The sequence below is a fragment of the Polaribacter glomeratus genome, from assembly GCF_002954665.1.
Lineage (GTDB): Bacteria > Bacteroidota > Bacteroidia > Flavobacteriales > Flavobacteriaceae > Polaribacter > Polaribacter glomeratus.
In genome coordinates, this window is record NZ_MSCM01000001.1 from 621,220 (window position 1) to 646,603 (window position 25,384).

Annotated in this window: 13 protein-coding genes; 12 read left to right on the forward strand and 1 reads right to left on the reverse strand. The window is 31.0% G+C overall.

Features of this window, described 5'->3' with window-relative positions; all coding sequences use genetic code 11:
• The first annotated feature begins 9 nt into the window (after positions 1 to 9).
• Together BTO16_RS02630 and BTO16_RS02635 are read left to right on the forward strand one after the other, a co-directional pair.
• Entirely contained in the window at positions 10 to 1,884 is a 1,875-nt protein-coding gene (locus BTO16_RS02630; protein ID WP_105020105.1) for an alpha-amylase family glycosyl hydrolase, read from the forward strand.
• A 9-nt stretch (positions 1,885 to 1,893) separates the two neighbouring features.
• Positions 1,894 to 3,549, forward strand: coding sequence for an alpha-amylase family glycosyl hydrolase (locus BTO16_RS02635; protein ID WP_105020106.1), 1,656 nt, complete (start codon positions 1,894 to 1,896; stop codon positions 3,547 to 3,549).
• A 97-nt stretch (positions 3,550 to 3,646) separates the two neighbouring features.
• On the opposite strand, the gene BTO16_RS02640 is transcribed toward BTO16_RS02635, so the two are convergent.
• Positions 3,647 to 3,835 (reverse strand): hypothetical protein, encoded by a 189-nt coding sequence (locus BTO16_RS02640; protein WP_105021486.1) that lies wholly within the window; start codon positions 3,833 to 3,835, stop codon positions 3,647 to 3,649.
• Positions 3,836 to 4,026: 191 nt separating this feature from the next.
• Here BTO16_RS02640 and BTO16_RS02645 point away from each other — a divergent pair, with 191 nt between their 5' ends.
• The 10 genes from BTO16_RS02645 (at position 4,027) to BTO16_RS02690 (ending at position 25,375) form a co-directional block, all read left to right on the forward strand.
• Complete coding sequence (locus tag BTO16_RS02645; RefSeq protein WP_105020107.1) at positions 4,027 to 6,834, forward strand: helix-turn-helix and ligand-binding sensor domain-containing protein; 2,808 nt, start codon at positions 4,027 to 4,029, stop codon at positions 6,832 to 6,834.
• A gap of 212 nt (positions 6,835 to 7,046) precedes the next feature.
• Positions 7,047 to 10,094: a SusC/RagA family TonB-linked outer membrane protein gene (locus BTO16_RS02650; RefSeq protein ID WP_105020108.1), complete on the forward strand. Its 3,048-nt coding sequence runs from the start codon at positions 7,047 to 7,049 to the stop codon at positions 10,092 to 10,094.
• Between the two features lie 10 nt (positions 10,095 to 10,104).
• Positions 10,105 to 11,583 carry a RagB/SusD family nutrient uptake outer membrane protein gene (locus BTO16_RS02655; protein ID WP_105020109.1) on the forward strand — a complete coding sequence of 493 codons (1,479 nt, stop codon included), beginning with the start codon at positions 10,105 to 10,107 and terminating at the stop codon, positions 11,581 to 11,583.
• Between the two features lie 10 nt (positions 11,584 to 11,593).
• Positions 11,594 to 13,597 (forward strand): carbohydrate binding domain-containing protein, encoded by a 2,004-nt coding sequence (locus BTO16_RS17775; protein WP_245891945.1) that lies wholly within the window; start codon positions 11,594 to 11,596, stop codon positions 13,595 to 13,597.
• Positions 13,598 to 13,631: 34 nt separating this feature from the next.
• On the forward strand, positions 13,632 to 14,546 hold the full coding sequence (locus BTO16_RS02665) for a glucan endo-1,3-beta-D-glucosidase (protein WP_105020110.1): 915 nt from the start codon (positions 13,632 to 13,634) through the stop codon (positions 14,544 to 14,546).
• Between the two features lie 415 nt (positions 14,547 to 14,961).
• Positions 14,962 to 18,129, forward strand: a complete 3,168-nt coding sequence (locus tag BTO16_RS02670) for a glycoside hydrolase family 2 TIM barrel-domain containing protein (RefSeq protein ID WP_105020111.1) — start codon at positions 14,962 to 14,964, stop codon at positions 18,127 to 18,129.
• 12 nt (positions 18,130 to 18,141) lie between these two features.
• Complete coding sequence (locus tag BTO16_RS02675) at positions 18,142 to 19,545, forward strand: Ig-like domain-containing protein (protein WP_170064403.1); 1,404 nt, start codon at positions 18,142 to 18,144, stop codon at positions 19,543 to 19,545.
• 53 nt (positions 19,546 to 19,598) lie between these two features.
• Complete coding sequence (locus BTO16_RS02680) at positions 19,599 to 21,020, forward strand: glycosyl hydrolase family 16 (protein ID WP_105020112.1); 1,422 nt, start codon at positions 19,599 to 19,601, stop codon at positions 21,018 to 21,020.
• A 28-nt stretch (positions 21,021 to 21,048) separates the two neighbouring features.
• Complete coding sequence (locus BTO16_RS02685; protein WP_105020113.1) at positions 21,049 to 21,894, forward strand: glycoside hydrolase family 16 protein; 846 nt, start codon at positions 21,049 to 21,051, stop codon at positions 21,892 to 21,894.
• 55 nt (positions 21,895 to 21,949) lie between these two features.
• Positions 21,950 to 25,375, forward strand: a complete 3,426-nt coding sequence (locus BTO16_RS02690; RefSeq protein ID WP_105020114.1) for a hypothetical protein — start codon at positions 21,950 to 21,952, stop codon at positions 25,373 to 25,375.
• Positions 25,376 to 25,384 lie beyond the last annotated feature (9 nt).

A 25,384-nucleotide genomic window follows, 5' to 3' on the forward strand; every position in this document is an offset into this window, starting at 1 on the left:
CAATCAATTATGAAGAAAATAAATAGCGTTTTATCCGTTTTAATTTTATTAATAGTAGTTGGTTGTTCATCAGAAAAAGTATCAGAAAAGAACATGAAGGTTGAAGAATTAAACAAGAAAATAGTTGTTTATCAGGTTTTTACACGTCTGTTTGGAAACACAAATTCCACGAACAAACCATGGGGAACTATCGAAGAAAATGGAGTAGGAAAGTTTAATGATTTTACAGATAAAGCCTTGTCTGAAATTAAAGATTTAGGAGTTACGCATATTTGGTATACAGGCGTTCCGCATCACGATGTAATTAGAGATTACACAAAATTTGGCATTTCAAACGATGATCCAGATGTTGTAAAAGGTAGAGCAGGTTCTCCTTACGCAGTAAAAGATTATTACAATGTAAACCCTGATTTGGCTGTAAATATCGAAAATAGATTGCAAGAATTTGAAAATTTAATTGGTCGTTCTCATAAAAATAGCTTGAAAGTTTTGATTGATATCGTGCCAAATCATGTTGCTAGAAATTATCAAAGTATATCAAATCCCGAAGGAACGAAAGATTTTGGAGCTGATGACAATAAATTAGTTGAATATGATGTAAATAATAACTTTTATTATGTTCCAAAAAAGGAGTTTCAAGTACCCGATTTTTTAAATGGATATGTGCCATTAGGCGGAGAAAATCATCCTTTATCGGATAGAGAGTTTGATGAAAATCCTGCAAAATGGACAGGAAATGGTTCGCGTTCTCCAAAACCAAGTTTTTATGATTGGTATGAAACTGTAAAAGTAAATTATGGAATTTCTCCAGAAGGTAAAAAAGATTTTGATGAATTACCAGCAGGATTTGAAAATGAAGATTATAAAAAACATTTTGCTTTTTGGCAAGATAAAACAGTACCTAATTCTTGGATAAAATTTAGAGATATTGCGCTTTATTGGATTTCAAAAGGGGTGGATGGCTTTAGATATGACATGGCAGAAATGGTGCCTGTAGAATTTTGGAGTTACATGAACTCTGCTATTAAAATGAAAAATCCAGACGCATTTTTATTAGCAGAAGTGTACAATCCTAAAATGTACAGAGCTTACATAAAAAAAGGAAAAATGGATTATTTGTATGATAAAGTTCAGTTATACGATACCATTAAGAACGTGATGCAAGGTCGCGGATTAACAGATCATATTCCTCCAATTCAAGAAGATTTAAAAGATATTGAGCATCATATGTTGCACTTTTTAGAGAATCATGATGAGCAAAGAATTGCAAGTCCAGAATTTGCAGGAAATGCAAATAAAGCAAAACCAGCAATGGTAGTTTCTGCAACAATCTCTACGGCGCCAACGATGATTTATTTTGGACAAGAATTTGGTGAAGATGGTTCTGAAAACCCGGGATTTGGAACCTCTTCTAGAACGTCAATTTTTGATTATGTGGGTGTACCAGCAATTCAAAGATGGGCGAATAATAATCAGTTTGACGGCGGAAAATCAACAAAAGAAGAATTGGCTTTAAGAGACTTTTACAAACGTTTGTTAAATTTTACCATTACTTCGGATGCCTTGATGGGAGCATACCAAGATATTCATCAATTTAATCGTGAAAATACCGAATGGTACAACGAAAAAGTGTTGTCTTTTGTGCGTTGGAGTGATACAGAAAAATTGATTGTGATTTCAAACTTTAATTCAGAAAACATATATGGTTTCGAGCTGGGTTTGCCACAAGATGTAATTGAAAAGTGGAATTTAAAGGATGGAGAATATCCCTTAAAAGACCAATTGTATAAAAAACATTCAGCAAAGTTATTTGTTAAAAACAACCAAGCAACAGTAAGAATTGATATCAAACCATTAGAATCATTTATTCTTCAACTTCAATAAAATCCTATGATGAAAAATATATTTTTAATTTTTGTGCTATCAACTATTTTTAGTTGTAAAATTAATTCTGAAGTAAATAAAACAGAAAATAAAATTTCTAAAAAAGATTTTACTTGGGATGGCGCTAACATTTATTTTTTGTTAACAGATCGTTTTAATAACGGAGATACTAGCAATGATCTTAATTTTGATAGAACCAAAGAAACGGGCAAGTTAAGAGGTTTTGAAGGAGGTGATATTAAAGGAATTACACAAAAAATTAAAGAAGGTTATTTTACTAATTTAGGAATTAACGCTATTTGGATGACGCCGATTGTAGAGCAAATTCATGGAGGTACAGACGAAGGTACAGGCTTGTCTTATGCGTATCATGGGTATTGGACAAAAGATTGGACTTCAGTCGATTCTAATTTTGGAACCAAAGAAGATTTAAAAGAATTAGTAACTGTTGCTCATAAAAACGGAATTCGGATTTTGTTAGATGCTGTTATTAATCATACGGGTCCTGTTACAGAAAAAGATCCAGTTTGGCCAAGCGATTGGGTAAGAACAGAACCAGAATGCAAATATGATACGTATCAAAATACAATTACCTGCACACTTGTAAAAAATCTGCCAGATATTAAAACAGAAAGTAATGAAGCTGCAGCATTGCCAAAACATTTAGTAGAAAAATGGAAAGCAGAAGGACGTTATGAACAAGAAGTTAAAGAATTAGATGATTTTTTTGCAAGAACTGGGCATCCAAGAGCGCCGCGTTTTTATATTATGAAATGGTTGACAGATTATATTACTGAATTCGGAATTGATGGTTACAGAGTAGACACGGTAAAGCATACAGAAGAATTTGTTTGGCAAGAATTTAAGGTTGAATGTGATGTTGCTTTTGCTGATTATAAAAAGAATAATCCTGAAAAAGTTTTAGATAATAACGATTTTTATTTAGTTGGTGAGGTTTATAATTATGGAATTTCGGCTGGGAGAACTTTTAATTTTAGTGATAAAAAAGTAAATTATTTTGACAAAGGATTTCATAGTTTAATCAATTTTGAAATGAAATGGAATGCTAAACAAATGGCAGAACAAGATGTTTTTTATACATATGATTCCATTTTAAATAATGAATTAAAAGGTTACAGGATTTTAAATTATATGACCTCTCATGATGATGGGCAACCTTTTGATAAAGAAAGAGAAATGCCTTATAAAACCGCAACAATGTTGTTGTTATCACCAGGGTCTTCGCAAGTTTATTATGGTGATGAATCTGCCAGAGATTTAACAATAGAAGGCACTGTAGGCGATGCAACTTTACGATCATTTATGAATTGGGATGCAATAAATACCAATACAGATACTAGTAAAATTCTAAGACACTGGCAAAAATTAGGGCGGTTTAGAGCAAATCATATGGCTATAGGAGCTGGAAAACATCAATTAATTTCTGATAAAAATGGATTGGTTTTTTCTAGAACTAGAAAAGAGGATAAAGTGTTAGTGGCAATGAATCTGATAGATAAAAATATACAGTTAGATGTTTCTACCGTTTTTAAGAATGGAGAAAAACTAAGAGATTTCTATTCTGATAAAAAAGTAGAAGTAAAAGATGGAAAAGTTAATTTTACAACTATGTATACTATTGTTTTACTAGAAAAAATAGAGTAATATTTAATTCTTACTTGCTTTATTAAATTCATTTATCATAAAATATGCCCAGATTATAACGCATATAATTACAATAATAGAAAAATAAAAGATCATGTTATCGACGCTCATTCTTAATCAGTTTTAGAAAAATCATTACACCTAATAATGTTGGAGCCCATAATCCAAGAAAAATTCCATGAAGTTTTTCGCCTGTTAAAAAAAGGTATTCAGCAAAAAGAATAATCAAAAAACACAATACTAGCATAATTGCGTTGGCAATTCCTAATTTGTTAATCAAATTCATTAATTTTTTATTTTTTATAAAGTTACTATTTTTTTTTAGTAATAAATAGCTCATCAGTCAAAAAAGAGCATTGTAGCGTTTATTTTCATGTTAAGAATATTAAAATAAAATTAAAAATAACAATACTGTTTTATTTTAATATATTAATTTTAAGTATTTTGCACTATATTGTTAACTCAACAACGCTGTATATGTGCTATAAATTATTTAAAATATTAGTAATCATAAGTATAAGTTTATTTGGCTATACATCGTCTTCTCAAGAAATACCACCAATAAATATTTTTTCTACAGAAATATATGGTGCAGAAAACCAAAATTGGGCAATTTCTCAAGGAACTAATAAATTTATTTATGTTGCAAATAACGAGGGTCTATTAGAATATAATGGCGCTAATTGGCAGTTGTATGCAACTCCAAATGAAACAATAATGCGTTCTGTTAAATCTTTTGAAGATAAGATTTATACTGGTTTTTATATGGATTTTGGTTATTGGAAAAGAAATGATTTTGGTCTTTTAGAATATGCTTCCATTGTAAAGGAGCAGAAGATTAAAATGCTTCAAGATGAGCAAATCTGGGAAATTTTTGAGCTAGATGGTTATATAATTTTCAAATCTTTAGAAAGAATTTATTTATTTAATCTAAAAACAAACACCATTAAAATTATAAATGCAGAAAGAAAGATTCTTAAATTATCTATCGTTGATGGAATTATTTATTTTCAAGAAAATACAAAAGGGATTTATAGAATAGAAAATGGGGTTCCTAAATTAGTGTCAGACGATGTAATATTAAAAGAAAATAAGGTTGTAGACATTTTTTTAAAAGATCAAAAACTTCTTTTCTTAACGCAAAAAAATGGTTTCTTCTTTCTAGAAAACAATCAAATTAAGCCCTGGAAAATACCTTCTAATAATTTTTTATTAGACAAAACTATTTATAGTGCAAATCATCTAAAAAACGGTAGTATAGTAATAGGTACAATTTCTGACGGACTTATCTATCTTACAAAAGAAGGAAAACTAAATTACCAAGTAACCCAAGCATTAGGTTTAAGTAATAATACTGTTTTAAGTATTTTTGAAGATCTAGATAGTAATATTTGGTTAGGTTTAGATAACGGTATTAACACAATAAATTTAACATCGCCCTTTAAGTTATATGAAAAAAAGAATAATTTTTGGGGTACAATTTATGCTTCAATCGTTTTTAATGATTATTTATATTTAGGAACTAATCAGGGATTATACTATAGAAAAAAAGATACAGAAGATACTTTTCAGTTTGTAAATAACACACAAGGTCAAGTTTGGGATTTAGAAGAAATAGACAATACGCTTTTTTGTAGTCATGATTCTGGAACATTTATTGTTAAGAATAAAGATGCGCAATTAATAGAAGGAGTAGAAGGTACTTGGGGTGTTAAAAAAATAACAAATACTACGATACTTCAGGGTAATTATGATGGTTTATACGTTCTTGAAAAAGTAGGTTCTTCATGGAAATTAAGAAATAAAATTAAAGGATTTTATAATTCTAGTAAATACTTTATTTTAGAAAAGGATAATAAAATATTTGTAAATCATGAGTATAACGGTGTTTTTAAATTAGAAGTTGACAAAGATTTTACAAAAGTATTAAAAGTAAATAAAGACGAATCGGTAGAAAAAGGAATTCATTCAAGTTTAATAAAATATCATAAAGATATTTTTTATTCTAGTAAAAAGGGAGTTTTTAGATATGATGTTGCTAAAAATAAATTTAAATTAGACACTATTTATAGTAAATTAATACCGCAAGATAAATTTTTATCAGCAAAATTATTGTTTGATAAAATGAGTAATAAACTATGGTCTTTTACAAAAGAGGATATTCGATATTTTACACCAGGAAAATTAAGTAGCAAGCCTAGTTTAGAGATAATACCTATTAAAGGATCAGTGCATAAAGGTGCTTCGGGTTATGAAAATATTATTTATCTAAGCGACAAAAAATATTTAATAGGTACTAGTGATGGGTATCTAATTGTTAATTTAAATAATATTAAAGAACCAAATACTTTTAAAGTAAGTATTAATAAGGTTTTTAATCATGAATTTGATGCTCCTAAAAGTAGATTAAGTTTATCTAAAAGCGACACATTTAAGAGCTACAAAAATAATTTTGAATTTTTCTATAGTGTTCCAAACTATAATAAAACATCTTCAATAAAGTACCAGTATCAATTAGACGGTCTTAATGAAAAATGGAGTAAGTTATCAAATTCAAGTTCGCTTTTGTTTGAAAACCTACCTCATGGAGACTATATTTTTAAGGTAAGGGCTTCAATTGACAATAAATTAAGTAATAATGTTGCAGAATACTCTTTTAAAATTGATAAGCCGTGGTATGTAAATAATTTTATGGTTACACTTTATATATTTCTTTTTATTTACTTAGCATATTTAGTAAATGATTTACATCGCAAATATTATAGAAATCAGAGAGAAAAATTATTAGAAAAAGCTCAAAAAGAGTTAGAATTACAAGAGTTAGAAAGCTCTCAAAAAATAATAAAACTTAACAACGAAAAACTAAGAAACGATATCGAAGGTAAAAATAGAGAATTGGCAACTTCTACAATGAGTATTATTAGAAAGAACGAATTTTTAAGTTCGATAAAAACAGAATTAGTTTCTGGCGGAAAAGAGAATTTAAATAAGGTTGTTAAAATCATTGACAAAAATCTAAATAATACAGATGACTGGAAAATGTTTCAAGAAGCATTTAACAATGCTGATAAAAAGTTTCTAGATAAAATAAAATCAAAACACCCAGAGTTAACACCAAACGACTTAAGGTTATGTGCATACCTTAGATTAAATTTGTCTTCAAAAGAAATAGCACCATTATTAAATATCTCTCCAAGAAGTGTAGAAGTAAAACGCTACAGATTAAGAAAAAAAATGAATTTACCACATGATGAAAACTTAACAAGTTATATCATAGAAGTATAATACCTTAACATTCATTATAAATACCTATACAAAACCACAACATCAGTTATTTTTACAGTAGGATAACGTAATTTTAATATTTCCTTAACATTAGCACATGTTGTATATTAAGACTATTTTTATGTTGTGTATGTTTTTTGTTGCGGTCGTTTTTACTGATTTAGCAAAAAAGTAACCTTATTTTTACATTATTATTAACTAAAATATTATTCATGAGAAAAAAAGTTTCATTACTTCTTTTTATGTTTATTAGTCTTTGGGCAACAGCTCAAACATTAAATGTAAAAGGTATTGTAAAAGATGCAATTACTGGAGATGTATTGCCAGGGGTAAGTATAATTATCAAAGGATCCACGACAGGTACCCAAACAGATTTTGACGGACTTTATAGTTTGTCTAAAGTACAAAAAGGTACTATTCTAGTCTTTAATTACCTAGGATACAAGAAAAAAGAAGTAGTAGTTAGTCAAGAAACAACAAATGTTACTCTTGAAGAATCTGCAGAATCATTAGATGAGATTGTTGTAGTTGGTTATGGAACCCAAAGAAAAAAAGAAGTAACTGGAGCTGTTTCTGTAATTGGTAGTGCTACAATAGAAGATTTAAAACCAACAAGAATTGATCAAGCTTTACAAGGGCAAGTTGCCGGTGTAAATATTACATCAACATCAGGTTCACCTGGAGCGGGCGTAAATATTCAAATTAGAGGTGTCTCTACAAACGGAGATAGTAGACCATTAATATTACTAGATGGTAATGTTATAGAAGATTTAAGTGTAGTTAACCCTAATGATGTTGAATCAATAAACATTTTAAAAGATGCAACTGCAGGTATTTATGGAGTTCGTGGTGCAAACGGAGTTATTTTAATAACAACGAAATCGGGAAGAAAAAATACAGAATTAAAATCTAGCTTAAATATGTATTTTGGTTTTCAAGAAACTACTAGAAAAATACCACTTTTAAATGCTACAGAATATGCACTTTTAGCAAACGAAGCATTTGCCGCAAATGGTGATGCATTGCCTTTTCCAAGCGTAAGTGGTTTAGGTCAAGGTACAAATTGGCAAAATGACGTTTTTAAAACTGCGCCAATTGCAAGTATTGACTACTCTGCAAGTAAAGGAACAGAGAAATCATCTTATGCTTTTGGCCTATCACTTATAGATCAAGACGGTATTGTTGGCGCTGATAAATCTAATTTTAACAGAACTACCGCAAGGTTTAATTTTAATACAGATATTTTAGATGATTTAAAATTTACATCATCTACGATATATACAAATACTAACAAGAAAAATTTAATTGAAAACACCTTAGGCTCTGTTTTATTTAATGCTATAAATATGCCTGCTACAACGGGTGTGTATGATTCTTCTGGAAATTTTTCTACGCCTCCGCCAGTTGGTACAGGTATTGAAGTTGCAAATCCATTAGCGCAGGTAGAAAATGCTCAAAATAGAACATGGATAAATAAAATTGCAGGTAGTTATGCTTTAAATTATAAGTTTTTAGAATATTTTTCAGCAGAAACAAGAATGCAGTTCAACTATGCAGTTGTTAAATCGAACACTTTTTTGCCAGAATTTATTTACGGGCCATCTAATGTTTTTAATATTTTTGATAGCACTTTTTCTGAGTATGAAGAACATTTTAAAGATTATACTTTTGATGCATTCGTTAATTATGAAAGAGTTTTTAATGATGTACATGATGTAAAAATTATGCTTGGTACCTCTGTTTTTAGAACACAAGGTAATATAATTAAAAATCAACAAAATTTTGCTAGAGGAACTTCGATAAACGATGTAAGAGTAAATGCGCTTGTACCAAATGGAGATTTCTTAGAAATTTTTAAAAACAGAAATAATGGCTTAAATTTAAGCTATGATGATCGTTTGTTGTCTTATTTTACAAGATTACAATATGGTTATGATAACAAATATCTTTTTTCTGCGGTTATAAGAAGAGATGGTTCTACTAAATTTGGACCTCAAAATAAATTCGGATTTTTTCCAACAGCTTCTTTAGGTTGGGTTGCATCCGAAGAAGATTTTTTAAAAGACTCTGAGGTTTTAAACTTCTTGAAATTTAGAGCAAGTTATGGTATCTTAGGAAATGATAGAATTCCTCCTTTCGGTTTTGTAGCTTTATTAGATGGTGAAGGAGATTATGTTTTTAACGGTGAAATTGTTAGAGGAGATGCTGCTTTTGGTAGAATTTCAAACCCAGAAATAAGATGGGAAAAACAAACACCTTTAGATCTTGGTGTAGATTTAGAATTATATAATAAAGTAAATATTACGATAGATTATTTTAATAAAAAGACAGAAGATTTATTAGTACAACCACAAGCATCTGGCTTATTAGGCGTTTCTGCTCCAGGTTCTGGTTCACCATTTGTAAATGCAGGTACTGTAGAGAATAAGGGTTTTGAATTTTCTATTAGTTACAAAGAAGAAATTTCTAACGATTTTAGATTTAGTGCAAATTATAATTTTACAACACTACAAAATACCGTGCTATTTGTTGGTAACGCAACAGGAGTTTTAGAAGGTGGTACTTTTGGAGTTGGTCAAGAGCCACCGTCAAGAATGGAAGCTGGTTTTCCTATTGGTTATTTCTACGGATATCAAACAAATGGAATTTTCCAAACGCAAAAAGAGGTTGATGAGTATGCAACTCAATTAAATGCAGCTCCTGGTGATTTGAGATTTGTAGATAGTAACAAAGATGGTGTAATTGACAGTGATGACAGAACCTACATTGGAGATCCAATTGCAGATGTTACAATGGGGTTAAACATTTCTCTTAACTATAAAAAATTCGATTTTAATGCATACGCTTTTGCTTCTATAGGTAACGAGATTGTAAGAAACTATGAAAGAACATTGCCATTAACAAATAGATCTACTTCTTTTTTAGATAGATGGACTGGGCCAGGTACTAGTAATTCATTTCCAAGAGTAACAACTGGTGCAAATGGGAACTCATTATTTTCAGATTTCTTTGTAGAAGACGGTTCATTCTTAAGACTACAAAATGTGCAATTAGGTTACACGGTAGGCGATGATGTTTTAAAGAGACTAGATTTTGATAAAGTAAGATTTTACGTTTCTGCAAGCAATTTGTTTACACTAACAAAGTATAAAGGTTTTGACCCTACAGCATCAAGCGGAGCTCCAATAGGAGGTGGTATAGACCAAGGTTTTTATCCAAATCCAAAGACATTTTTATTTGGAATGAATGTTAATTTTTAAACTATAAAAAATGAAAAAAATAAACATAAATAAAATAGTAGCATTAATCATAATTACTTTTGGAATTTATTCTTGTAGTGACGATTTTGTTGATGTTAAATCAAATGCAAAAAATTCTGAAGACTTTTTTAAATCAGAACAAGATTATCAAGATGCACTTGTTGGTGCTTATGACTTGTTGCAATCTACTTATTTAAACGTATTGTTAGGTGAAATAGCATCAGACAATACATTTGCAGGTGGAGAAAGCGCAACTGATGTTCTAGGTATTCAGGAAGTAGATGACATGATGCACACACCATTAAATGCTCAATTAAGAGATATTTGGGGTTGGATGTTTTCTGGTATAAACAGAGCTAATTATATTTTAGAATTTAAAGATAATATAGAATTTACAGGCAAAGAGCAAGTCTTAGCGCAAGCTAGATTTTTAAGAGCTTATTATTATTTTGAATTAGTAAAATGGTTTGGTGATGTACCTTTAATTGTAGACAAAAGAATTCTTTTTGGAGAACAATTTAATATAGATAGAGCGCCTAAAGCAGATGTATACGCGCAAATAGAGTTAGATTTGATGTATGCTGCAGATAATTTACCATATACACAAAGTGAAGCTGGTAGAATAACTAAAGGTGCTGCACAAGCATTGTTAGGAAAAGCGTATTTGTATCAAAATAAATTTGATAAAGCTTCGGATGTTTTAGACAATCTTATTTTAAACGGTCCTTATGATTTAGTATCAAATTACAATACTATTTTTGAAGAAGCTGGAGAAAATAATGTAGAATCTATCTTTGAAGTACAATATTCAGAGGCAGAAGGCGCAGGTTTTGGTTGTTTACAATGTAGTGAAGGAAATGTTGCTGTTGGTTTTAGCGGAATTAGAAATTATGTTGGACCAGAATTTTCATCAGGCTTTAGTTTTAATGTACCAACTCAAGAAGTCTACAATGCTTTTCAAGCAGGAGACTTAAGAAGAGATGTAGCTATTTTAGATATTAATGCTTGGGCTACAAGTACAGGTGCAACTTTTGGTGTAGGTTCAGAACATACAGGTTATTTTAATAGAAAATACATTCCTAGAGAAAGAAAAGCTGGCGCCCAAGGTGATAGAAATTTAACAAATCCTAATAACTACAGATCAATACGTTTTGCAGATGTATTATTAATGGCAGCAGAAGCATTCAATAGAAAGCCAACTCCTAACGATATAAAAGCACAAAATTATTTAAATAGAGTTAGAGAAAGAGCTTTTGGTAATAATTTAAATAATATTACTGCTACCGGACCAACATTAACAGATAATATTTTTCAAGAAAGAAGATTAGAATTAGTGGGCGAAGGACATCGATTTTTTGACTTAGTAAGAACAGGTAAAGCCGCTCAAGAAATAAATGGTTTTGTAGCTGGGAAACATGAAATTTTTCCTATTCCGGCTATAGAAATTCAGTTAACAGGAAACCGTTGGTCTCAAAATCCTAATTATTAAAATAAAAAAAATGAGAAAAAATAAAAATATTTATAAAATCTTTTTCATGCTATTTTTAATAGTAGCGTGTACAGATAATTTAAGAGACATTTCATTTGTAGATAACATAGCATTACCAACAAATATCTCTGCAATCTATAATATCACTCAAGATAATACAGGTACAGTTACAATAACCCCAAATGCTGACGGAGCTCAAAGTTTTAGCGTATATTTAGGTGATTCAACCCTAGAACCTGTAGTTATAAGTCAAGGAGAAAGTGTAAATCATGTGTATGCAGAAGGATCATATGAAGTAAAAGTTGTTGCTTCAAATCTTAATGGAGACACAGCAGAAGTTATTCAACAATTAGTAGTTTCATTTAAAGCACCACAAAATTTAGTGGTAGTTTTAGAAAATGATTCAGCTATTTCTAAGCAAGTAAATATTACTGCAAATGCAGATTTTGCTACTATGTTTGATTTTGAATCTGGCGAAACAGGAGTTGCTCAACCAGTAAAATCAGGAAATATTGGAACAACAATTTCTTATAAATATGCAACTGCCGGCACGTATGCTGTAAAAGTTATTGCAAAAGGAGGAGCAATAGAAACAACTGAGTTTTTGGTAAATTTTAATGTTACAGAAATTTTAGCACCTTTAGTTGCAGCACCATCACCAAGAAATAGAGTTGCTACAGACGTAGTATCTATTTTTAGTGATAAATATGCAAACGTAGTTTTAAGCGAATTACCAACGTCTTGGTCAGAAACAAATTTTGAAGCTACAACTATAGATAATAACAATGTTTGGAAACTTACAAAGTTAGATTTTTTAGGTTTAGTTACTAATGATGACACTGGTATAGATCTATCTGGAATGGAAATGCTACATATAGATTACTGGGTGCCAGCTGGAAGGTCAAATGGATTATCTGTAAAAATAGTGAATACTATAGATTCTGGTGAAGCTGTTGCCTCTTTAGGCACTACTCTTAGCGGTTCTTGGCAAAGTGTTGAGATAGACATGTCTGCTTTTGATGGTGGTAATTTAGCAAACAAACAAAAGATAACACAGATTTTAATAGATTCAGATGGGGTTTCTGGCGTTGTATATATAGATAATTTTTATTTCTATAGAGCTCCTGCAGCAGCACCGTTTAATGACGGTTTATTAAATAACGGTGATTTTGAAAAAGGTAGCGAATCTTGGATTTTAGGTGTTAATAATAATGCTCCAGCACCCGTGGTAACTAATGCAGGTAATACTTATTATTCTGTAAACGTAACAAATGCCAAACCAAGCGAGCCTTACCTTGTAAATATTAGTCAAAAACTAGAAATTATTCAAGGAAATACGTACACTTTAACTTTTGACGCTTGGTCTGATGTAAATAGAGCTATTATAGCAGGAATTGGTTTAAGTGGGGGTAATTTTGCAAATGATTCTAAACCGGTCAATATTTCTACTGTGAAATCAAATTATGAATTAACATTGTCATCAGCCGCTTTTGGAGCTGCAGATGCTCGCGTTTTATTCGATTTAAATGGACAAAATGGGTTGGTTAATATTGATAATGTTTCATTAAAATTAAATGTTAATAGTCTATTAACGAATGGAGATTTCGAAAATGGAAGTGATCCTTGGATTGTAGGTGTAGATGATAATCTTGCTGCACCAGTAGTAACAAATGCAGGCAATACATACTACTCTATTAATGTAACAAATGCAAAACCAAGTGAGCCTTATCTTGTAAATGTTAGTCAAAAACTTGAAATTATTAAAGGAAACTCTTATACTTTAACTTTTGATGCTTGGTCTGATGTAAATAGATCAATAATTGGAGGAATTGGTTTAAGTGGAGGCGATTTTTCGAATGATTCAAAACCAGTCGATATAACAACTGTAAGATCAACGTATACATTAACACTATCTTCTGATGCTTTTGGAGCAACAAATGCTAGAGTTTTATTTGATCTAAATGGACAAAATGGAATGGTTAATATAGATAACGTTTTATTGTCTATAAATTAAGTCTAGAACTATTAAAATTCTAAAAACAAATAAAATGAAAATAACAAAATATATAAAAGCATTCTTTTTTCTGATAACAATAGTTTTTATTGGTTGTCAAGAAAACGATTATACTTTTGGACAAATCATAGCGCCTTCAAATATCCAAATTACAGCAGAAATTGTTGGAGCTGATGCTAGTAACCCAAATGGAGATGGAAGTGGAGTTGTAAACTTTACAGCAACTGCAGATAATGCAGTATCCTATAAATATGTCTTTAGTGGCTCAGAGACTGTTGCTTTATCGGGTAAAACTACTATTAGTTTTAGTACTTTAGGGTTAAATAAATATACAGTTACTGTAGTTGCATCTGGTATTGCAGGTGTTTCCTCTAGTAAAGCTGTACAAGTAGATGTATTATCTACATATTCAGCACCCGTAGAATTGAAATCAAAATTATATGGATTTGATCCTGCAGACCCTACAGCAGTTAAAACTAAATCATGGAAAATTAAATCGGCTAAGCCAGGTCATTTTGGTTTGGGTCCAGTTGGGGGTTTAACTCCTACAGAGTGGTATAGTGCAGGAATAGATGAGAAAGCTGGTTTGGGAATGTACGATGATCGTTTTGTATTTAGTTCTGATGGTTCTTTTACCTATACAACCAACGGTACTATTTTTGGAAGATCTCCGTATATTGTTAATGATTTAGGACCAAATACTACAGGAAATGTAAACGGCCCAGAAATAGAAAATTATCCTTTTGATGATTATACTGCAACTTATACTTTAACGGCTCCAGGAGGAGTAGAAACAATAAGTTTATCAGGTAATGGATTTATAGGTTATTATACAGGAGGAAACCATAAATACCAAATTTTTGATAGAGATGTTCCTAATGAAATGATATTAAGAACTACAGACGGTAACGCTGAGTTTGATTGGTGGTTTATTATCATTCTTGAATAACAAGACTTAAGTTTAATAAAAAAGGTCAGTTTATACTGACCTTTTTTATTAATCCAATATGAATTTTTAAAATCAAAATAAATTTTTAAAAGTAATTTAAATTAAATAATTCAGACGTTTCAAGTACTTTTTTTTACTTTTATACTAAGTGTAAACTCTTTTTTACCAAACCAATATGAAATGAAACAATACAATACCACAACATTTAGAAGGATACATTAAAAAGGGGTAATTTCTTTTGCTTCATAAATATCGTATTATCAGGCTTTTTGTGTAAATATTATGATGTATGTTTTTTGTTTAGGTAATTATTAATAAAATAACAATAAAATTATTTTAGTTTTATGAAATTCAAAAATATATCAAATAGAATTAAAAACCTTTAACGACTTATCATTATTTAAAAAATCAAATTATGAAGAATATTTTTTTAAGATTACTGCTTTTCTTATTCGTTTTAAATAGCTTTTCGCAGGCTGATAAAATTTCTATTTTCAGCGGTGAAAAAGGAATGAAACTACTTGTTAACGGCGAAGATTTTATTGTTAATGGTATTAATTGGGATTATGTTCCTATTGGTTACAATGTTTTGGATGCTAAATTTTGGGAGAAATCTGATGCAATAATTAAAGCTGGTTTAGATCAGGAAATGCCCTTATGGCAAAATATGGGCGTTAACGCCATTAGAACTTATATTGGAATGCCCCCAAAATGGGTTACTTATATTTACAAGAATTTTGGAATATACACAATGATTAATCACCAGTTTGGTGCTTATGGCGTTACTATTGGTGGTATTTATAACGCAAAAACAAACTATGCCGATCCTAAGGTTCGTAAAAACCTTATTGATGAATCGGTTAATATGTTAAAATTATACAAGGATACACCTGGTTTATTACTTTTTATGTTAGGTAATGAAAATAATTACCATTTAACTTGGGAAGGAGCTGAAACAGACTCGGGAGTTATAATCAACGATGACGATCAAGCAAAAAGAGCGCAAGCAAAAGCGATGTACAAGCTTTTTAACGACGCAACATTAGCAATGAAAGCAATCGATAAGTCTCATCCAATAGGTATTTGTAATGGAGATTTATTGTATTTAGACATCGTTGCAGAACAATGTAAAGATATTGACATCTATGGAACTAATATGTATCGTGGAGTCTCTTTTTCTGATGCATTTAGTAGAGTTAGTAAAGAATTTAATAAGCCAATTTTATTTACAGAATTTGGTTCTGATGCTTTTAATGCAAAAGATAATAAAGAAGACCAATTAATGCAAGCACATTATATGCTTAGTAATTGGAAAGAGATATATGAAAATGCTTATGGTTTAGGCAAAGCACAAAATTCTATAGGTGGTTTTACTTTTCAATCTAGTGATGGTTGGTTTAAAGCAGGTTTCGATGATAGAAAAAATGCAGATGTACACGATAGTAAAGCATCTTGGTCAAGCAACGGTTATGATTTAGATCAAGCAAAGTCTGGTGATAAAAATATGAATGAAGAGTGGTTTGGTATTGCTGCTAAAGGACCAACAGATATCAGAGGTCTTTATACACTTTATCCAAGAGCTTCATACTATGCTTTAAAACAAGCGCATCAACTTAATGTATTTGAAACAACTCCTATTACCGTTCAAAATTATTTTAAGAATATTAGCTTAATGGATGCTGTGTTAAAAGCAAGAGGCGATAAAGCGGCTATGGGAAGCACTGAGGTATTAAAAATAAGTAATTTAAGAGCAGAGTTTACAACATTCAATACAGGAGGTTCTTTATTAACAACTCCACAATTTGCAGATGGAACTGGTGATGCTTTTCCTGACAGATTAGGTTTTGATCATATGCAATCTTACTTTGTAGGTGTTCAAGGTCAACCTTCTGCAAATATGAAAGCAGAAGTTAATTTTAATATTTTAGGAAATGTTGCAGGAAATCCTATTGATGACATCTTTTACGAAAATGTTGGTAGACCAACTCAAGTAGAAACGCCAAATGGTACTGCAACTTTAACAGATAATAATAGATTAAGAGTTTATAATGCAGAATTTGAATGGAATGCAGAAGACTTCGATTTAAGAGGTTTTTATAGAACAGGTCATTATCATTGGGGTTATGAAGGAGATTTCTTTGCGCTTTATCCAGAGGCATACTACGGACCTAATTTAGATATCTATAATGGTGAAATTTCTGGAATTGAAGTAGATGGAAAAGGTGTTTTATCAGGATTAAAAGCTGCTTTTGGACCACAATTGTGGTGGGGAGCAAATCCAGCTGTTTTATTAAAGTATCAAAGAACTATTAAAGGCTTAGACTTTTCAGCTATTTATCATAAAGATATAGTTTCAGGTTCTGGTTTAGATGAAAACGGAAATAGAGTTTTAGATCCTACACAGTTAAGAACAGGAGTAATACCAGCTTTACCAACAGAAAGAGCAACAATCGCTGTTGAGAAAAAAGGAGATAATTTTGGAATTCAACTTGGTGCTATTTGGGGAGGTAATCCTTTAAACGGTAGAGTGTATCAAGATATAAATGAAAATGGACAAGTTGTAAATGACAAAATTCAATCAAAAGACAATTGGGGAGGTAAAGCAAAAATAACGTACACAAATGCAGGTTTTAATTGGTATGCACAAGGTTCTGTTATGGGCTTAGTAGCAAACGGTGGTGCAGATGCTACACTTACTTTTACAGGATGGAAATTAAAAGATTCTGGAAGTGGTAATATGAGCAATATACTTACAGGTATTTCATATAATTTTGGTGGTAAATTTCAAATTGCACCAAATTTCATGTATCAAAAACCATTAGTAGAAGCGATGCCAAATGGTGGTAATGCGCCAGGAAGATTAAGAAATTTTGTTGATGATCCTTTTGTTGTAAGAGCTGGTAACAGAGAGATGACCGCAGGAGAAATTTTATTCACTTTTGATCCTACTCCAGCAACTTATATGTACGAATTTGACAACGATAGAGCAGAAGATGCTAAGTTTGCGATGAATTTAGGATTTGTATTTAGACAATTACCTACTACACAAGATGCTGCCATTGGTTTCTTAGCAAATCGTTCTTCATTTGCATTTTCAAAATCGGCTCCAGCAGCAGATTTATGGGAAATTAATTCAAGAATGGTTTCTAAAATAAATCCAGATTTAGGCTTAATAGCAAATTTCTACTATGGAACAGGTCAAGCAAATGGAGATAGCGAAAGATTAATTTATAGAGGTGGTGCAGATTTAAGAATGATTTATAATAAAATGAAACTTACAGGAATGGTGAAAGTGAACGATTGGGGACCTTTTGATTATCACAGAGATTTTAACTTAACTTTTCCATTACAATTAATGCTTGATTTTTCAACTTCAGTAGGTAAACCTAATTGGTTTTTATTGCCTGATACAAAAGTTGGTATTAGAGGAACTTGGAGAGCTTTAGATCAATTTTCACCAAGATATCTTCCTACGCAAACTACAAATGAGTTTGATACTGCACCAACAATCAGTCCTGTTGGTTTTCCTAATGGATCAGAATGGGAAATTAGAACATATGTTCATATCAATATAGGAAAATAGAAATCTTATACAATGAGAAATAATAATCTATTTAGTTTACGAAATTTTGCAATGTTGGCATTATTAGGTATTGTTACTACTAGTTGCGAAAGAGAGCTTTCGCAAGAAGCAGAATTAGCAGGATATCCTACCAACGCAGAAGTGTTTATAGATGCTTTTAGCAGTGGTTTAGAATACTATCCTTTTGCAGGTTCTAAAATGACCGCTTTCTCTGTGGATACAGAAATAAAATATCAAGGAAAAGCTTCTATGCGTTTCGATGTGCCTAATTTTGGTGATCCAGAAGGGGCATTTGCTGGTGCAATCTTTAGGGATGATAACGGAGGTAGAAATTTATCTGGATATGATGTACTTACTTTTTGGGCAAAATCGTCAAAGGCAGCTACCATAAATGATATCGGTTTTGGTCAAGACTTTGGCGAAAATAAATTTCAGGTAAGTAAACAAGGTCTTCGTTTAACCACAAATTGGGTTAAATATACGATTCCCATACCAATGGCATCTAAACTTACCAAAGAAAGTGGTTTAATGTGGTTTGCGGAAGGACCAGAAGGCGGAGATGGTTATTCTTTTTGGATAGACGAATTAAAATTTGAAAAATTAGGAACGGTGGCTCAACTTAGGCCAGCAATTCAAAATGGTGAACATATTATTACAGATTCATTTATTGGTGTAAATGTTAAGGTTGCAGGTTTAATTCAAACTTTTAATTTAGTCTCAGGAATTGATCAAACAATAGCAGTAGCAGCTAATTATTATCAGTTTTTATCTTCAGATCCATCGGTAGCAAAAGTAAGTGAATCAGGTGTGGTAGAAGTTATTTCTGAAGGAACAGCAGTTATCACTGCAACTCTAGGAGAGCTAGAAGCATCAGGTTCTTTAACAATTAAATCAAGGGGTTATTTTGTTTTTCCAACAAAACCAACAAGAGCATCAAGTAATGTAATTTCTATATTTAGCGATCACTACAACAATACACCTGTAGATTTTTATAATGGATATTGGCAACCATACCAAACTACACTATCTGCTGATTTTAGTGTTAATGGCGATCAGATACTAAATTATACTAACTTTAACTTTGTTGGTATTCAATTTGCAAATCCTATCGTAGATGCAACCCAAAAAGCTAACTTACATTTTGATTTGTACATACCAGGAGTAGTGCCATCAAACTTCGACTTTTTAGTAACTATTGTAGATTTTGGACCAGACCAAGCTAGTGGCGGTGGTGATGATACTAGAAAACAGTTATTTGTTAGAAAATCAGCAAGTATTGTTGCAAATGCCTGGATGCCTATAGAGTTCTCTTTGTCATCAACAGTTAGAAATAACGTAGGTCAAATTATCTTTGAAAATATTAATTTCTCATCTTTAAGAAATATATATTTAGATAATATTTATTTTTATAATTAATTAATATTGATGTGTATTTAAGTACACGTTTCTAATAAAAAAAATAAAAAAAAATGAAAAAAATACAAATTTTGAATTTAAAAAAGGCGTTTTTTTTAACGCTAATTTTTTCAGTATCATTAAGTTGTGAGAGAGAGATTTCTTCGGATGTAAGCTTGGCAACTTATCCAAGAACTGCTGAGGTTTTCACGGATAGTCCCGTAGGTATGGGAACTAACTTTTATTTTCCATATGGTCCAGATGCTACAAACCCAGTTGGTTCAAAATTAACAGCATGGTCAATAGACGATAAAGAAAGTTATCAAGGTAGCTCTTCTATGCGCTTTAATGTACCAAACTCAACCGATCCTGAAGGGAATTTTGCAGGCGCTTTATTTTTAATTGATGGCGCGGGTAGAGATTTAACAGGCTTTAATGCACTTACTTTTTGGGCAAAATCTTCTCAAGGAGCTATTATTGCTGAAATCGGTTTTGGAGAGCCAGAATTAACAGCAAAGCTGGTAAACTTAAGTCTATCAACAGAATGGACTAAGTTTATAATTCCTATTCCAGATGCATCAAAATTAACTAAAGAAAGAGGAATGTTATTTTATTCTGCTGGCGCAATAAACGGATTTGGATATACTTTTTGGATGGATGAAGTTAAGTTCGAAAATCTAGGAACTATAGGTCAATCAAGACCATTTATAAATAACGGTTTAGATGTAACCGGAGTTGCTTTTGTAGGTGAAAATTTAGCAATAAGTGGAGTAGGTGTTACTTCTAATTTAGGCAATGGTAAAGACGTAAATGTAGTGGCTTCTTCAAGTTATTTTAACTTTTCTTCTTCTAATGCTAACGTAGCGCAAGCAAATGGGAATCAAGTTTTTTTAGCAGGTGAAGGCTCTGCTGTTGTTACAGCAGAATTAAAAGGAGTGCAAGCTACAGGTTCTTTAGAGGTTAGTTCTATTGCTTTAGCACCAACACCAACTTTAGAAGCTGCAAAAGTAATAGCTGTTTTTAGTGATGCTTATATAAACAGACCAGTAGATTATTTTAACGGGTATTGGACGTTCTCTACAACTCAAGGTCAAGACGATATTAACATTAACGGAAATAATATTATCAAGTACACTGCACTTAATTTCGTAGGAACAGAGTTTCAAGGTGCCAAAACAATCAATGCTTCTGCTATGACACATTTTCATATAGATATTTTTCTAGAAAATGATTTAAAACCAGGAGACTTTTTAAGGATTCAGATACAAGATTTAGGTTCTGATAATGTATTTGGTGGTGGTAATGATAGACAAGGTGCTCTTACTTTAAGAAGCACAAGTGCTACACCATTAGTAAATGGTAGTTGGATAAGTGTTGATGTTCCTTTATCAAGTTTTTCAGGGTTATCAACTAGGTCTAATTTAGCGCAATTAGTATATGTATCAGATGGCACAATTTCAAGTGTTTTTCTAGATAACATCTATTTCCATAATTAATAAAAATAAACTCTTATAGAATAGCACTATGAATATTATAAATAAATTAAAAGAAGTTTCTAAATATGTTTTAATACTAATGCTAGTATTATCTTATGCTAGTTGTAATTTAGATGAAACACAAACTGTTACAACGCTAAACAATTTAGTTTGGGAAGATGATTTTAACACAAACGGAACATTAGATGCTTCAAAATGGGCATATAATATAGGTACTGGTGATAACGGTTGGGGTAATAATGAATTACAATATTACCGCTCAGAGAATGTAAAAGTACAAGATGGTATGTTACATATTACCGCTAAAAAAGAAAATTTTCAAGGTGCTGGATATACTTCAGGTAGAATTTTAACAAAAGGTTTATACGAACAAAAATTTGGACGTATTGAAGCTAGAATTAAACTTCCTTTCGGAAAAGGATATTGGCCTGCATTTTGGATGTTAGGAGCAAATCTACAAGAAGGTGTTGAAACTCCGGATGATCCATCAACAGTTTTTTGGCCTTTAGCAGGTGAAATAGATATCATGGAATATCTTGGTAACAAACCAACTACTGTTTTAGGTTCTGTTCACGGACCAGGTTATTCTGGAGGCGAAGCTGTTTCTAAAGCGTATACCTTAATGAATGATAGATTTGATACTGGTTTTCATGTTTTTGGAATAGAATGGGGAGAAAATTATATAAATTATTATGTAGATAATGTTTTATACAACCAAATTACACCTGCAGATGTTTCTGGAGAATGGGTTTTTAACAAACCGTATTTTATAATTTTAAACATGGCTATTGGTGGCAATTTACCAGGTTCTCCAAATTCGGAAACTGTTTTTCCACAAACAATGATTATAGATTATGTTAAAGTGTATCAATAAATAAAAATTCAATTAAGAAAAAATTAATAACCAAACTGTTTCTTACAAATATTATATGGCATTTAAATCAACTCATAAAGTTACTGGAGATTTAGTAACTATCGAAAACGAATCTTACTACAAAATTTCTAATAGCCACACAATGCGTCCTTTTTTTATGACCATTGTTTCAGACTCTAATCATTGGATGTTTATTTCAAGCAATGGAGGCTTAACTGCTGGTAGAAAAAATGCAGAATATGCGATTTTTCCATATTATACCGATGATAAAATTACTGAACTAGCAGAAACAACTGGTTGTAAATCTATTTTTAGAGTTCAAAAAAATAATAAGACGTTGCTATGGGAACCTTTTTCTGAAAGGCAAGCAGGAACGTATTCAATAGTTAGAAATCTTTATAAAAATGAATTCGGAAATAAAATTATTTTTGAAGAAATTAATGAAGATTTAGGACTTACTTTTAAATATCAATGGAATTCTAGCGATCAATTTGGCTTTGTTAGAAAAGCAACGTTGGTAAACAATTCTGATGAAAACTTAGATATTTCTGTTTTAGACGGATTTCAAGACATTATTCCTTACGGAGTAAGTTCAGACTTGCAAGGTATTAGAAGTAATTTAGTAGATGCTTATAAAAAATGTGAATTAGAAGCAGATTCCGGTTTAGGTATTTTTGCTTTAAGTGCAATTATTGTTGATAAAGCAGAACCAAGTGAAGCTTTAAAAGCAAATTTAGTTTGGTCTTTAGGATTTAAAAACCCTACGTATTTATTATCTTCTTTGCAACTAAATAATTTTAGAAGAGGCTTAAAATTGGTGCAAGAAGTAGATATTAAAGCAGAAAAAGGAGCTTATTTTTTAAATGCTGATATTCAATTATCTTCCAAACAACAAAAGTCTTGGTTACAAGTTGCAAACGTAAATCAAACAGTTTCTGATGTTATTCAAATTTCAGAATTAATCAAAAATGATGCAGGTTTAGAAAAACTTTTAGAAGACAGCATCGAAGCCGGAACTAAAAAATTAATCAAATTAGCCGCTGCTTCAGATGGATTGCAACTTTCTAACGATCCATTAATCAATACAAGACACTTTTCAAATACACTTTTCAATATTATGAGAGGTGGTATTTTTGATGACAATTATACTATTGAAAAAGAAGATTTTACAACTTATTTATCAAAAGCAAACAAACCCTTATTTGCAACTAAAAAAGAATCTTTAAAAAATTTACCAGAAAAATTCACGCTAGATTTTATTAAAAATTTAGCTGAAAAAGATGCCGATAAAGATTTTAAAAGATTGTGCTTAGAATATTTACCACTAAAATTTAGTAGAAGACATGGAGATCCAAGTAGACCATGGAACAAGTTTTCAATCAATACAAAAAGTGATGTTGATGGCTCTAAAATTTTAGATTATGAAGGAAACTGGAGAGACATTTTTCAAAATTGGGAAGCATTAGCACATTCATATCCTCAGTTTATTGAGAGTATGATTCATAAATTTTTAAACGCAACTACTTTTGAAGGTTACAATCCTTACAGGGTTACAAAAGGTGGCTTTGATTGGGAAGTAATCGAAGAGCACGATCCTTGGTCTTACATAGGCTATTGGGGCGATCATCAAGTAATTTATTTGTTGAAATTTTTAGAGTTTATAGAAAAACATTATCCGTCTAAATTAGCAGACTTATTTACAGACGAAGTTTTTGTGTATGCAAATGTGCCATACAAAATAAAATCGTACGCAGATATTTTAAAGAATTCAAAAGATACCATCGATTTTGACCATAGTTTAAATGCAAAGATTGATGAAAGAAGAGCAAAAATTGGTGCTGATGGTTCTTTATTAACAGATAAAAATAACAACGTTTACAAAGTAAATTTAATAGAAAAACTGTTAGTTACTGTTTTGGCAAAAGTATCAAACTTTATTCCTGAAGGCGGAATTTGGTTAAACACACAACGACCAGAATGGAATGACGCAAACAATGCTTTAGTTGGTAATGGCGTTTCTATGGTTACTTTAAATTACCTAAGAAGATTTATTAATTTCTTTGAAGAAATTGTAGAAAAATCAGATTTAGAAACAGTAGATCTTTCGAATGAAGTTGCTTTCTTGTTTTCTGATATTTTAAAGACCTTGTATTCAAATACAGGTATTTTATCGGGTAAAGTATCCGATAAAGATAGAAAAACGGTGTTAGACGGTTTAGGAAATCCTGCAAGTGAATACAGAGAATTTATTTACGAAAACGGATTTACAGCTAAAAAATCATCTGTAACAAAAGCGTCTTTATTACACTTTTTTGAAATCACTAAAAAATATTTAGACCATAGTATTAGAGCAAATAAGCGTCAAGACAATATGTATCATGCATATAATTTAATGACGATTAACAATACAGACGAAGTTTCTATTTCTTATTTATCAGAAATGTTAGAAGGTCAAGTTGCGGCATTAAGCTCTGGTTATTTATCACCAAACCAAGCACTTGATTTATTAGACGGATTAAAAGCATCTGCATTATTTAGAGCAGACCAATATAGTTACATTTTATATCCGAATAAAAATTTACCAAGATTTACGAAGAAGAATAATATAGCATCAGAAAAAGTTGAAAATTCTAAATTATTGCAACAACTTATTCAAGATGGAAATAAGCAAGTAGTTGAAAAAGACGTTTTAGGAAATTATCATTTTAACGGAGGTTTCAACAATGCAAATAGTGTAAAAGCTGCTTTAGAAAATTTATCGGAAGGATATAAAGACTTAGTAGCAAAAGAATCTAAATACGTTTTACAGGTTTTTGAAGAAATTTTTGATCACAAATCTTTTACAGGTCGCTCAGGAACTTTCTTTGGTTTTGAAGGCTTAGGCTCTATTTATTGGCACATGGTTTCTAAACTGTTATTAGCAGTACAAGAAAACTGTTTATTAGCCGTAAATACAGGAGCAAGTGAACTTGTAATTGGTAAATTATTAGACCATTATTACGAAATAAATGCAGGAATTGGAGTACATAAATCACCAGAATTATATGGTGCTTTTCCTACGGATGCATATTCGCATACACCAGCAACAAAAGGAGCACAACAACCAGGAATGACAGGTCAAGTAAAAGAAGATTTGTTAAGTAGATTTGGTGAGTTAGGTGTTTTTGTTGAAAATGGTAAAGTTGTTTTTATGCCAAGATTATTAAAAAAATCAGAATTTTTAAATGCGCCCAAAGTATTTGATTATATAGACACTAACAATGAGAAACATCAATTAAATATTGAGAAAGATCAAATGTGTTATACCTATTGTCAAGTGCCAATTATTTATAGTTTATCAAACAAAATTGGTGTAGAAGTTCTTTTTAATGATGGCTCAAAAACAAATTTTGATAGCTTGACTTTAGATGCTGAAACAAGTACAAAAATGTTTAACAGAACAAACAAAATTAACCATATAATAGTATCAATTATTAAATAAAGTTGATGA

What these genes read in the sequence shown, in the direction of transcription:
- BTO16_RS02665 (WP_105020110.1), top strand. Translation starts at nt 13,632, where the DNA reads ATGAAAATAACAAAATATATAAAAGCATTCTTTTTTCTGATAACAATA.
- BTO16_RS02650 (WP_105020108.1), top strand. Translation starts at nt 7,047, where the DNA reads ATGAGAAAAAAAGTTTCATTACTTCTTTTTATGTTTATTAGTCTTTGG.
- BTO16_RS02635 (WP_105020106.1), top strand. Translation starts at nt 1,894, where the DNA reads ATGAAAAATATATTTTTAATTTTTGTGCTATCAACTATTTTTAGTTGT.
- BTO16_RS02675 (WP_170064403.1), top strand. Translation starts at nt 18,142, where the DNA reads ATGAGAAATAATAATCTATTTAGTTTACGAAATTTTGCAATGTTGGCA.
- BTO16_RS02690 (WP_105020114.1), top strand. Translation starts at nt 21,950, where the DNA reads ATGGCATTTAAATCAACTCATAAAGTTACTGGAGATTTAGTAACTATC.
- BTO16_RS17775 (WP_245891945.1), top strand. Translation starts at nt 11,594, where the DNA reads ATGAGAAAAAATAAAAATATTTATAAAATCTTTTTCATGCTATTTTTA.
- BTO16_RS02640 (WP_105021486.1), bottom strand. Translation starts at nt 3,835, where the DNA reads ATGAATTTGATTAACAAATTAGGAATTGCCAACGCAATTATGCTAGTA.
- BTO16_RS02645 (WP_105020107.1), top strand. Translation starts at nt 4,027, where the DNA reads ATGTGCTATAAATTATTTAAAATATTAGTAATCATAAGTATAAGTTTA.
- BTO16_RS02680 (WP_105020112.1), top strand. Translation starts at nt 19,599, where the DNA reads ATGAAAAAAATACAAATTTTGAATTTAAAAAAGGCGTTTTTTTTAACG.
- BTO16_RS02655 (WP_105020109.1), top strand. Translation starts at nt 10,105, where the DNA reads ATGAAAAAAATAAACATAAATAAAATAGTAGCATTAATCATAATTACT.
- BTO16_RS02630 (WP_105020105.1), top strand. Translation starts at nt 10, where the DNA reads ATGAAGAAAATAAATAGCGTTTTATCCGTTTTAATTTTATTAATAGTA.
- BTO16_RS02670 (WP_105020111.1), top strand. Translation starts at nt 14,962, where the DNA reads ATGAAGAATATTTTTTTAAGATTACTGCTTTTCTTATTCGTTTTAAAT.
- BTO16_RS02685 (WP_105020113.1), top strand. Translation starts at nt 21,049, where the DNA reads ATGAATATTATAAATAAATTAAAAGAAGTTTCTAAATATGTTTTAATA.